The sequence below is a fragment of the Streptomyces pyxinicus genome (genome assembly GCF_024753135.1).
GTDB lineage: Bacteria > Actinomycetota > Actinomycetes > Streptomycetales > Streptomycetaceae > Streptomyces > Streptomyces pyxinicus.
In genome coordinates this window covers 117,026-128,704 of record NZ_JANUGP010000026.1, presented here as the reverse complement: position 1 = coordinate 128,704, position 11,679 = coordinate 117,026, and the positions used below count along the sequence as shown (strand labels likewise).

Sequence of the window (11,679 nt, the reverse complement as noted above, 5' to 3'; positions counted from 1 at the left end):
CTTGCCGTGGTCCCCGAACCGGGCGGAGGGCTGCCAGCCCCAGTAGTCGGCACAGGCCACGACCAGACCGAGCCCACGCCCGCCCTCCAGCCCGGCGGCCTGCTCCAGCGGCTTGGGAGGCGGTGGCGGGGCGGGGTCGGTGTCCCAGGCCCCGATCCAGACCACCCCGTGCGGGGTACGGCGCACCCTGAGTGCGGCCGGGCCCTTGGTGTGCCGTACGGCGTTGGAGACCAGCTCTGTGGCCAGCAGCTCGGCGGTGTCCACGAGCCCGATGAGGCCGTGCAGGGTGAGGATGACGCGCAGGGTGCGGCGGCAGATGGTGACCGCTCTGGGGTCGTTGGGGATGTAGAGGGTGTAGTCCCAGGGCTCGGTTTCGGGCATGCGGCATCAACTCCGAGGAGATGAAATGGATTTGGTGCAGCGCAGGGTGGCATCGCCGCAGAACGCGGTGCACTTCCGCAGGGTGTGCGTTGCATCACCGACGGTAGGGCTAAATGTTTAAACGGTGCAAGCGGATCGCGTAAAGTGACGCCCGAACGAGTCGCCCTGACTTGTGTGTTGGGAGAGTCCGCCGATGGCGTTGAGAAGTGAGCCGACGGCGCGGCAGCTGCGGCTGGCTGTCGAACTGCGCAGGCTTCGGGAGGCTGCGGGCATCACGGGCCGCCAAGCAGCTGCCCTGCTTGGCGTCACTCCGCCGGTCATCAGTCAGATCGAGTCCGGGATCGCCGGCCTGAGCGAGGAGCGGCTACGCCGCCTCGCCTCCCACTATGCCTGTGCGGACGAGGAGTTCATCGACGCACTGGTAGGAATGGCCACCGATCGCACGCGGGGCTGGTGGGAGGAGTACCGAGGTTCGCTGCCCACATCATTCCTTGACCTCGCGGAACTGGAACACAATGCCGCCTATCTGCGCGAGGTAGCGATCCTCCACGTGCCAGGTCTCTTGCAAACAGAGGAGTACGCCCGCGCGTTGTTCTCCTCCCGAGTGCCGGAACTGACCACTGAAGAGCTGGAGCTGCGCGTCCGCCACCGCATGCAGCGTCAGCAGTTCAGCGTCCCGTACGAGCTGTTGATCCACGAGGCGGCCCTGCGCATCCGGGTGGGTGACCGCGCCGCGTCGCGAGTTCAACTCGTCAGGCTGCTGGAGCTGTCCGAAGCGGACCACATCACCCTGAGTGTCATCCCCTTCGATCTGGATGGCTTCACCAGGGCCTCAAGCACTATGACGTACGTGGGTGGCTTCCTACCGAAGCTGGACACGGTGGTGCGCGATGCGCCCCACGGTGCAGTGCTCATCGATGCCGAAGCGCAGCTCAACGCCTATCGAACGCGCTTCCGTAAGGTAGAGGCTGTTGCACTCGAACCTGACCGGTCGCGCGACTTCATCCACATGCTGGCTCAAGAGCTGTGAGGCACCCATGACCACCCCCGACACCTGGCGGAAGTCGTCCTACTCGGGCGAGGGTGACGGCAACGCGTGCGTGGAGATCGCCAGCACCCCCACCCACATCTCCATCCGCGACTCGAAAACCCCCGCCCGAGCCACGCTCACCTTCCCAGCCGCGGCCTTCACCGCATTCCTCGCAGCGCTCGCAGAGCACCCGAACCGATGACTGGACCGCTGCGCGAGGTCAAAAACCATGCTGCGGAGGAACGTCTGATCGCACCAGGCGGACTCGCGCGGCTGGTATGCGGCTGGGCAGATAGAAGAATCCGTTGCCGCTGTCGAGGAGCAATCCTTCGTCAATGCCGTCCACGGACCAGAGATCAACCGGCCCACCGGTGTTGTTGATCTGAAGGAAGAAGTCTGCTGCCTCCTCGCTCGGGCAGACGAAGACTCCCTCCACTTCAGAGCGACGGCTGCCGGCGATTCCCGGTGCGGCGCCCATCCGGGTCCAATCCAGGCCATGCTGGGCGATCGACCGCCGATTGAGCACGGACGAGACGTGGAAGAAGTTCGGCGCATCGAACACGCCAGGAGTATAGGAGGCGGTGAGGTCCCCCCCCGGGGCTTGAGGGTGACCATGGCTTGTTCGCCGAGTGCACGGATCTTCGCGTGGGCGCGGTTGACGGCCTTCTGCGGGTCGGACGGGCCAGGGGAAGCGGAACGGGGAAGCGGACTTCAAGAGCAAGAGGGGGAGACACCATGGATGGCGTGCGGAACGACCGGCGTCGGCCCGACTCGGCGGACCTCGTCATGGCCGGGTGGGGACGGCTGCTGATCGTGGCGGTGATCTCTCTGCCCGGCTTCCTGTCTCATGACGGGCCGCGGACCGCATCGCGTGGCGGTCCTGGGGGCGCCGTCGGCGCGTAGGAGGCTGCGCCTCTGACAGGCCCGCACCTGAGCCGGGTCGACCGGACCGTGGAGCTCGCGACGGCGCTGTCACGGACGCGGTGGCCGAACGAATTCGCCGACACGCGTCCGCGTCGGATACTGCCTCACGGAAGCGCTGACTTCACTGCTGGCCGGCACCGCTTGGCGATGCCCGTCACCGTGGCCCGCTTGTCCCACCGGTGGTGAGTACGGCTGGCTCGGTCCGGACGCCGAGCCGGTCCAGGTCGGTGCGGATTTCGACGCACTCGCGGACGGGGCCGGGAGTGAGCGCCACTCAGCGCAGATGGAGCCGTGTCCGGCCGGCACCGACGTCACCCCGTGCGCGTCCGGCCGTTCTTGAGCACCCCGTAGTAGTCGCGGTAGGGGAGTTCCAGTTTGAACACGAGGCCGTACCGTTTCCGGATGGCGGCGACCGTGGCGGTCTTCGGGTCACGGACCACGCGGGACACCGGCGGATCGTCGACGAGGCCGGCGTAGGGCTCCTCGACCAGTCGGCGCGGGGCGTCGCCGCGAGTGGTGTCCCAGGTCAGTGTCTGTCCGGAGGCGGCCAGCCGGGTCGGTTCCGGGGCTTGCGGACTCCGGGAGTTCCGACTGTGCCCCCGGTAGTACGCGACGAGCCGCTTTCCGTGGCCGTCGTGTGTGAACGGGATGGGGTTTCCGGACCCGTCCGGCCGGGACCGGGCATCGTCGCCCGCGGTCAGGATCGCGTCGAGGGTGTCACCCATGTGCGCGGGGTCGGCGCCGTAGTAGGCGGTGATGTTCATCGAGCAGGCGATCTTGTAGTCGTCGGTCTTCTGCTGGAAGAACCAGCCCGGTCCCGATCCCGGCACGCACACGTCGTGCACCACGACCAGGCCGAGCGACAGGGGCGCGTGGTCGGCGTACGCCCGCGCCACGTCCCGAAGCCGTTGCTCCGTCCGCTCCCGGGCCCGTACCGCCTGGCCGCTCTCCCCGAGCTTGCGCAACTGCTTGTCGCCGACGGCGCGGTCCGGGGTCATGGAACAGGCCGAGACGGTGAACAGGACGATCATCGCCAGCGATCCCCACACGCGTTTCGAGGCGGCGGCACGACACGCTACGGCCCTCACACCTGTCCGCCTCTCATCGACACTGCCTCTCCGACGTCGTACGCCCGGCTCCACCGTCACTGTTCACCAGGATGGCCGGACCGGGCATGAGTACCCGTACTCACGCCGGCCCCCGAACCGACAGCCCCCCTGTCACACCCCCCAGGTACCGTCCCCCCATGGCGCAACAGGAGAGCCCCCCGGCCGGCGAGCGGCGGCTTGCTGTGGTGGAAGGGGTGTTGGAGCGGGTCACGTACGCCAATGAGGAGAACGGGTACACCGTCGCCCGGGTCGACACCGGAAGAGGTGCCGGTGATCTGCTCACCGTCGTCGGTGCGTTGCTCGGTGCGCAGGTGGGGGAGTCGCTGCGGATGGAGGGCCGGTGGGGGTCGCATCCGCAGTACGGCAAGCAGTTCCATGTCGAGAACTACACGACCGTGCTGCCCGCCACCGTGCAGGGGATGCGCCGTTACCTCGGCTCGGGGCTCGTCAAGGGCATCGGACCCGTCTTCGCGGACCGCATCACGCAGCACTTCGGCACCGACACGCTGCGGATCATCGAGGAGGAGCCCAAGCGGCTGATCGAGGTGCCGGGGCTCGGGCCCAAGCGGACGAAGAAGATCGCGGAGGCCTGGGAGGAGCAGAAGGCGATCAAGGAGGTCATGCTCTTCCTCCAGACCGTCGAGGTGTCCACCTCCATCGCCGTGCGGATCTACAAGAAGTACGGCGACGCCTCCATCGGCGTCGTCAAGGAGCAGCCGTACCGGCTCGCCGCCGACGTCTGGGGCATCGGGTTCCTGACCGCCGACCGGATCGCCCAGTCCGTCGGCATCCCGCACGACAGCCCGGAGCGGGTCAAGGCCGGGCTGCAGTACGCCCTCTCCCAGTCCGCCGACCAGGGGAACTGCTACCTGCCCGAGGAGCGGCTGATCGCCGACGCGGTCAAGCTGCTCCAGGTCGACACCGGCCTTGTCATCGAGTGCCTCGCCGAGCTGGCCCGGCCCCCGGAGGACGGGGCGGACCCGAGTGTCGTACGGGAGAAGGTGCCCGGTCCCGAGGGGGACGCCGAGCAGCCGGTGTCCGCCGTGTACCTGGTCCCCTTCCACCGTGCCGAGCTGTCCCTGTCCGCCCAGGTGCTGCGACTCCTGCGGACCGACCAGGACCGCATGCCGGGCTTTCGGGACGTCGACTGGGGCAAGGCGCTCGGGTGGCTCAGGGGCCGTACCGGTGCCGATCTCGCCCCGGAGCAGGAGGCGGCCGTCCGGCTGGCGCTGAGCGAGAAGGTGGCCGTACTCACCGGCGGGCCGGGATGCGGCAAGTCCTTCACCGTGCGCTCGATCGTGGAGCTGGCCCGCGCCAAACGGGCCAAGGTGCTGCTCGCCGCCCCCACCGGCCGGGCCGCCAAACGCCTGGCCGAGCTGACCGGCGCCGAGGCGTCCACCGTGCACCGGCTGCTGGAGCTGAAGCCCGGCGGCGACGCGGCGTACGACCGGGACCGGCCGCTCGACGCCGACCTGGTCGTGGTGGACGAGGCGTCCATGCTGGACCTGCTGCTCGCCAACAAGCTCGTCAAGGCCGTACCGCCGGGCGCCCACCTGCTCTTCGTCGGTGACGTGGACCAGTTGCCCAGCGTCGGCGCCGGCGAGGTGCTGCGCGACCTGCTCGCCGAGGGCAGCCCGGTCCCCGCCGTCCGGCTCACCCGGGTCTTCCGGCAGGCGCAGCAGTCCGGCGTGGTCACCAACGCGCACCGGATCAACGCGGGACAGCATCCGCTCACCGACGGACTGAAGGACTTCTTCCTCTTCGTCGAGGACGACACGGAGGAGGCGGGGCGGCTCACGGTGGAGGTGGCCGCCCGGCGGATTCCGGCCCGGTTCGGGCTCGACCCGCGCCGGGACGTGCAGGTCCTCGCCCCGATGCACCGGGGCCCGGCCGGCGCCGGCACGCTCAACGGGCTGCTCCAGCAGGCCATCACCCCGGGGCGGCCCGACCTGCCCGAGAAGCGGTTCGGCGGGCGGGTCTTCCGGGTCGGCGACAAGGTGACCCAGATCCGCAACAATTACGAGAAAGGGGCGAACGGTGTCTTCAACGGCACCGTCGGCGTGGTCACCTCGCTCGACCCGGTGGACCAGCGGCTGACGGTCCTGACGGACGAGGACGAGGAGGTGCCGTACGAATTCGACGAACTCGACGAGCTGGCCCACGCGTACGCCGTCACCATCCACCGCTCGCAGGGGAGTGAATATCCCGCCGTGGTGATCCCGGTCACCACCGGGGCGTGGATGATGCTCCAGCGCAACCTGCTGTACACGGCGGTGACCCGGGCCAAACGGCTCGTCGTCCTCGTCGGTTCACGCAAGGCGATCGGGCAGGCGGTGCGCACGGTGTCGGCCGGACGGCGGTGCACAGCCCTCGACTTCCGCCTTCAGAGTTCCTGATCGTCCCCTTCACAAAAAATGATCGATCAAACGAGTCGCAAAGGTCACAGAGCACTTCCGGATGGTGGTCGGAGGGGGCAGGATGAGCAGGTTGGCGGCACTGAGTGCCGCCAATAGGCCCAATGGTCGACCCCGAGTGCACTCTCCTGAGCCAAATGGGGGATGGTAGAGACAGTCAGGGCACCTCGAAGATGAGGCACTACGTCGGTGAGGGAAGACGTGAGCGACAACTCTGTAGTACTGCGGTACGGCGACGGCGAGTACACCTACCCGGTGGTCGACAGCACCGTCGGCGACAAGGGCTTCGACATCGGGAAGCTCCGCGCCCAGACCGGTCTGGTGACCCTGGACAGCGGGTACGGGAACACGGCCGCCTATAAATCCGCGGTCACCTACCTCGACGGCGAGGCGGGCATCCTCCGCTACCGCGGCTACCCCATCGAGCAGCTGGCCGAGCGCTCCACCTTCCTGGAGGTGGCGTACCTGCTGATCAACGGCGAGCTGCCCACCGTCGACGAGCTGACGACGTTCAAGGACGACGTCACGCGGCACACCCTGCTGCACGAGGACGTCAAGAACTTCTACCGGGGCTTCCCGCGCGACGCCCACCCGATGGCCATGCTGTCCTCGGTCGTCTCGGCGCTGTCCACCTTCTACCAGGACAGCCACAACCCGTTCGACGAGAAGCAGCGCGACCTCTCCACGATCCGGCTGCTCGCCAAGCTTCCGACGATCGCCGCGTACGCGTACAAGAAGTCGATCGGCCACCCGTTCGTCTACCCGCGCAACGACCTCGGCTACGTCGAGAACTTCCTGCGCATGACCTTCTCGGTGCCGGCCGACGAGTACGAGCCGGACCCGGTCGTCGTCTCCGCGCTGGACAAGCTGCTGATCCTGCACGCGGACCACGAGCAGAACTGTTCGACCTCCACGGTCCGCCTGGTCGGCTCCTCGCAGGCCAACATGTTCGCCTCGATCTCCGCCGGCATCAACGCGCTGTGGGGCCCGCTGCACGGCGGCGCCAACCAGTCCGTGCTGGAGATGCTCGAAGGCATCCGCGACTCCGGCTCCGGCGTCGACACCTTCATCCGCAAGGTGAAGAACAAGGAGGACGGCGTCCGCCTGATGGGCTTCGGCCACCGGGTCTACAAGAACTTCGACCCGCGTGCCCAGATCATCAAGGCCGCCGCGCACGACGTGCTGTCCGCCCTCGGCAAGTCCGACGAGCTGCTGGACATCGCGCTCAAGCTGGAGGAGCACGCCCTCTCCGACGACTACTTCGTGGAGCGCAAGCTCTACCCGAACGTCGACTTCTACACCGGTCTGATCTACCGCGCCATGGGCTTCCCGACCGAGATGTTCACGGTCCTGTTCGCCCTCGGCCGCCTGCCGGGCTGGATCGCCCAGTGGACCGAGATGATCAAGGAGCCGGGCTCCCGCATCGGCCGCCCGCGCCAGATCTACACGGGTGTCGTCGAGCGCGACTTCGTGCCGGTCGAGGAGCGCTGAGCCCACCGGCTGACACAGCGCACGCGTGACGGGGCTCGCCGGACGACCGGCGGGCCCTTTGTCCGTGGGCGCGCAGACGGGCTAAGGAAACGGAAAAGAGCAGGTGGAAGGCGCCCTGACGCCGGTCCCCCCACGGGCCGACGAACCAGGGCGCCTTCCCATGTCCCGGTGCGGATTCCCCCCACGGGATCCGGCCGGGCGCTCGGAGAGAACAGCGCCTGAATCGCTGCTGTTCGAGCACGGCGAGCGGAACTCGTCGGACTCGTCGAACTCGTCGTGCTCCAGTGATGCGGTGCGATCTGCCGGGACAACGCACGCAGGGAGGGCCGCTCAAAGCTTCCCGGTGTACGTGCCCCGGCAACGCATCTCCGAGGAAGTCCCCCAAGACATCCTCAGATGCCGGTCAGCGCCCCCCAAGACGCTGAACTGACACCGCCAACTTAGACCTTCGAACCCCTTCGATGGTTACGTTCGCATCACTGTGATCTGCGTCTCTTGCATATGTCCTTTGTGTGCGCAAGAGCCCCGATACCGCGATCGGGACTCAAGCGTAAGGATGATGCGCGAGCCTTGTGAAGAGCTTATGTGAGGTGCGCGCCGGACTCTAGGGGGACTCTTACTCCGATCCCTGTGAATACCTGGCCGGCGATTCCGCCGAATCCCCGGCACATACGGGCAAGTTCACCGGAACCTCCGCAGCCGCAGGCTGTTCGTCACCACGAAGACCGAGGAGAAGGCCATCGCGGCCCCCGCGATCATCGGGTTCAGCAGACCGGCGGCGGCCAGCGGCAGCGCGGCCACGTTGTAGCCGAACGCCCACACCAGGTTGCCCTTGATGGTGGCCAGCGTCCGCCGGGACAGCCGGATCGCGTCCGCGGCCACCCGCAGGTCCCCGCGCACCAGCGTCAGGTCGCCGGCCTCGATCGCCGCGTCCGTCCCGGTGCCCATCGCGAGCCCCAGGTCGGCGGTGGCGAGAGCGGCGGCGTCGTTCACGCCGTCGCCGACCATCGCCACGGTCCGCCCCTCGCGCCGCAGCCGCCGTACGACGTCCACCTTGTCCTCGGGCAGCACCTCGGCGTACACGTGCGCCGCGTCGATGCCGACCGCCTTCGCGACCGCCTCGGCGACCGTCCGGTTGTCCCCGGTGAGCAGGACCGGGGTGAGGCCGAGCGCGCGCAGCTCCCGTACCGCCGCGGCGCTGGAGTCCTTGACCGCGTCGGCGACGGAGAGCACTCCGCGGGCCCGCCCGTCCCAGCCCGCCACGACGGCCGTACGGCCCGCCCGCTCGGCCTCCTCGGCCGCGCGTGCCAGCTCGGGCGGCAGCGCGTCGTACAGGCGCCCCACGGCCACCTCACGGCCGTCCACGCGCCCGCGTACGCCCCGGCCGGGGACGTTCTCGAAGTGCTCGGCCGGCGGCAGCGCGCCGGTCCGCTTCTCGGCGCCCGCCGCGATCGCGCGGGCGATCGGGTGCTCGGAGGCGTGCTCCAGGGCGCCGGCGAGCCGCAGCAGCTCCGTCTCGTCCTCGCCCTCGGCCGCGTACACGCCCTGGAGGGTCATCCGGCCGGTGGTGACGGTGCCGGTCTTGTCGAGGACCACGGTGTCGACGCGGCGCGTGGACTCCAGCACCTCGGGGCCCTTGATCAGGATGCCGAGCTGGGCGCCGCGCCCGGTGCCGACCATCAGCGCGGTGGGCGTGGCGAGCCCGAGAGCGCAGGGGCAGGCGATGATCAGGACGGCGACGGCGGCCGTGAACGCGGCGACGGTGTCCCCGGTGACGACCAGCCAGCCGCCGAAGGTGCCGAGCGCGAGGGCGATGACCACGGGCACGAACACGGCGGAGACCCGGTCGGCGAGCCGCTGCACCTCGGCCTTGCCGTTCTGCGCCTCCTCCACCAGCCGCGCCATCCGGGCGAGCTGGGTGTCGGCGCCGACCCGGGTCGCCGCCACCACCAGCCGGCCGCCCGCGTTGACGGTGGCGCCGGTGACCCGGTCGCCGGGACCGACGTCCACCGGCACCGACTCACCGGTCAGCATCGACGCGTCGACCGCGGAGACGCCCTCCACGACGGTGCCGTCCGTGGCGACCTTCTCGCCGGGCCGTACGACGAACCTGTCGCCGACCGCCAGCGAGGACACCGGGACCCGCACCTCGCGCCCGTCCCGCAGCACGCCCACGTCCTTGGCGCCCAGCTCCATGAGCGCCTTCAGGGCCGCCCCGGCGCGCCGCTTGGAGCGGGCCTCCAGGTACCGGCCGAGCAGGATCAGCGCCACGACCCCGGAGGCGACCTCCAGGTAGATGGTGGAGGCGCCGTCCATCCGGGAGACGGTGAGCCGGAACGCGTCGTGCATGCCGGGCATGCCCGCGTCGCCGAGGAACAGCGCCCACAGCGACCAGCCGAACGCCGCCAGCGTGCCGACCGAGACCAGGGTGTCCATGGTGGCCGCGCCGTGCCGGGCGTTGGTCCAGGCGGCCCGGTGGAAGGGGGCACCGCCCCAGACGACGACGGGCGCGGCGAGGGTGAGGGAGAGCCACTGCCAGTTGTCGAACTGGAGGGCCGGGACCATCGCGAGGAGGGCCACGGGCGCGGCGAGCAGGGCGGAGACGAACAGGCGGTGGCGCGCGGCGCCGAGCTCCGGATCCCGCTCGGACGTGTCGCTGCCGCTGTCGCTGCCGGCGGCTGCCTCCGGCTCCGGGTGGGGCGGCGCGGGCTCCTCGGCGGTGTAGCCGGTCCGCTCGACGGTGGCGATCAGGTCGGCGACCCCGACACCCGCCCCGTAGGTGACCTTCGCCTTCTCGGTGGCGTAGTTGACGGTGGCGCTGACGCCGTCCATCCGGTTGAGCTTCTTCTCCACCCGGGCGGCACAGGAGGCGCAGGTCATGCCGCCGATGAGCAGTTCGACCTCGGCGGGCGCACCCGTCGTCATGGGCGTCTCTGCGGTGGTGCTGGTCATGTCCGGACTCCAGACATCGGACCGGACCGCGCGGATCCAGTATCAGCTGGTCGGCACGGCCCGGTCGGGGAAGGGGTGCGTGCTTCTCAGGCCCGGCCGGCCAGCTCGAAGCCGGCCTCGTCGACGGCGGCGCGCACCGCCTCGTCGTCCAGCGGCGCCTCGGACACGACGGTCACCTCGCCGGTCGACGCGACGGCCTTGACCGAGCTGACGCCGGCGATCTCGGAGATCTCGGCGGAGACGGAGCCCTCGCAGTGGCCGCAGCTCATGCCGGTCACCTGGTAGACGGTGGTGACGGGGGCCGGGGTGTCGGTCTGGGCGGTCATGTCGTTCTCCTCGTCGGGGCACGTGGGGCCTGTGGGTTCTCTCAGGGAACCCCCGGTACTCTTCACACTATACCCCTAGGGGGTATGACTCCAAGGGGTCCCCCGACGGGCCAGCGACCGCACCCACCCGACTCCGGCCAGCCCGACCAGAGCCAGGCCCCCGACCGAGAACAGCGCGAACAGATGCCGCCCCGCCGGGCCCGCCGCGCCGGCCGGATGCTCCGGCGTGACCCCGGCGCCGGTCAGCCGCCCCGCCAGCCACAGCGCCAGGCCGGGCGTGGAGTCCGTCAGGACGTGCAGCAGACAGGCGCCCATGCAGGCGGCGAGCACCGGCGGGCCGAGCCGGAAACGCCCGTCCACCCGGCGCGACGACAGCAGCGCGGCGCCCGTGACCGCCGTCCACAGGCCGTGCCCGAGGGGGGTGAGTACCCCGCGGGGCAACTCCGTCTCCAACAGCGCCCGCAGATCGGTGCTTCCGGTGCTTCCGGCGGAGACGATCGCGTCGACCGCGTACCCGAAGCTCGCCGGTGCCGCGAAGCCGAGGCCGACGGCCGCGCCGAGCACCAGCCCGGCCCGGGTCCCGCGGATGCCCGGCAGCCGGCGCAGCGCGAACGCCAGCACCGCGAGCTTGGCCGCTTCCTCGACCAGCGCGGTGCCGAGGAGCAGGCCGGGAGAAGGGTGCGGCGGGTACGGCCGCACGAGGGCGATGCCGGGCACGTCGAGCGTCGCGCCGGCCAGGAAGCAGCCGAGGACGGCGCTGACGCCCAGGTCGCGGGCATGCCGCTCATAGGCCCACAGCACGAAGGCGACCGGTCCGAGGAGGGCGCCGAGCAGGATCAGGGTGGGCAGCGGGGCACTCGCCCGGGTCGCGTAGACGGTCCCCGCGGTCAGCGCCCACAGTGCGAGGCCGCCTCCCAGGAACCGCCGCCACAGCCCCGGCCCGATGCGCGGATACGGCGGCGGAGGCTGCTGGGGGCCGGGGATGCGGGCCCTGGGCGTGCCGGGCGGCGGGGAGTGCGTCACGGGGTTCCCTGGGGCGGCTGGACGACTTA

Annotated in this window: 10 protein-coding genes; 4 read left to right on the top strand and 6 right to left on the bottom strand. The window is 70.0% G+C overall.

What is annotated here, in order from left to right:
• The coding region (locus NX794_RS27955) for an ATP-binding protein (protein ID WP_258781954.1) at window positions 1-381 on the bottom strand (381 nt) is incomplete at its 3' end.
• Window positions 382-574: 193 nt separating this feature from the next.
• Between NX794_RS27955 and NX794_RS27950 the strand changes: the two genes are divergently transcribed.
• Together NX794_RS27950 and NX794_RS27945 are read left to right on the top strand one after the other, a co-directional pair.
• Complete coding sequence (locus NX794_RS27950; RefSeq protein WP_258781952.1) at window positions 575-1,411, top strand: helix-turn-helix domain-containing protein; 837 nt, start codon at window positions 575-577, stop codon at window positions 1,409-1,411.
• Window positions 1,412-1,418: 7 nt separating this feature from the next.
• On the top strand, window positions 1,419-1,613 hold the full coding sequence (locus NX794_RS27945; RefSeq protein ID WP_258781950.1) for a DUF397 domain-containing protein: 195 nt from the start codon (window positions 1,419-1,421) through the stop codon (window positions 1,611-1,613).
• An 18-nt stretch (window positions 1,614-1,631) separates the two neighbouring features.
• Here NX794_RS27945 and NX794_RS27940 read toward each other — a convergent pair whose 3' ends face one another.
• Window positions 1,632-1,973 carry a hypothetical protein gene (locus NX794_RS27940; RefSeq protein WP_258781949.1) on the bottom strand — a complete coding sequence of 114 codons (342 nt, stop codon included), beginning with the start codon at window positions 1,971-1,973 and terminating at the stop codon, window positions 1,632-1,634.
• Between the two features lie 673 nt (window positions 1,974-2,646).
• Window positions 2,647-3,366, bottom strand: coding sequence for a hypothetical protein (locus NX794_RS27935; RefSeq protein WP_258781947.1), 720 nt, complete (start codon window positions 3,364-3,366; stop codon window positions 2,647-2,649).
• Between the two features lie 215 nt (window positions 3,367-3,581).
• On the opposite strand from NX794_RS27935, the gene recD2 reads away from it, so the two are divergent.
• Window positions 3,582-5,840, top strand: coding sequence for an SF1B family DNA helicase RecD2 (recD2, locus tag NX794_RS27930; RefSeq protein ID WP_258781946.1), 2,259 nt, complete (start codon window positions 3,582-3,584; stop codon window positions 5,838-5,840).
• Window positions 5,841-6,059: 219 nt separating this feature from the next.
• Window positions 6,060-7,349, top strand: coding sequence for a citrate synthase (locus tag NX794_RS27925; protein WP_258781944.1), 1,290 nt, complete (start codon window positions 6,060-6,062; stop codon window positions 7,347-7,349).
• Between the two features lie 681 nt (window positions 7,350-8,030).
• On the opposite strand, the gene NX794_RS27920 is transcribed toward NX794_RS27925, so the two are convergent.
• From NX794_RS27920 to NX794_RS27910, 3 genes are all read right to left on the bottom strand, one after another.
• Complete coding sequence (locus tag NX794_RS27920) at window positions 8,031-10,301, bottom strand: heavy metal translocating P-type ATPase (RefSeq protein ID WP_258781942.1); 2,271 nt, start codon at window positions 10,299-10,301, stop codon at window positions 8,031-8,033.
• Window positions 10,302-10,387: 86 nt separating this feature from the next.
• A complete protein-coding gene (locus NX794_RS27915) occupies window positions 10,388-10,627 on the bottom strand; it encodes a heavy-metal-associated domain-containing protein (protein WP_258781941.1) in 240 nt (79 codons plus the stop codon).
• Between the two features lie 75 nt (window positions 10,628-10,702).
• On the bottom strand, window positions 10,703-11,650 hold the full coding sequence (locus NX794_RS27910; protein WP_258781939.1) for a PrsW family intramembrane metalloprotease: 948 nt from the start codon (window positions 11,648-11,650) through the stop codon (window positions 10,703-10,705).
• Between the last annotated feature and the right edge of the window lie 29 nt (window positions 11,651-11,679).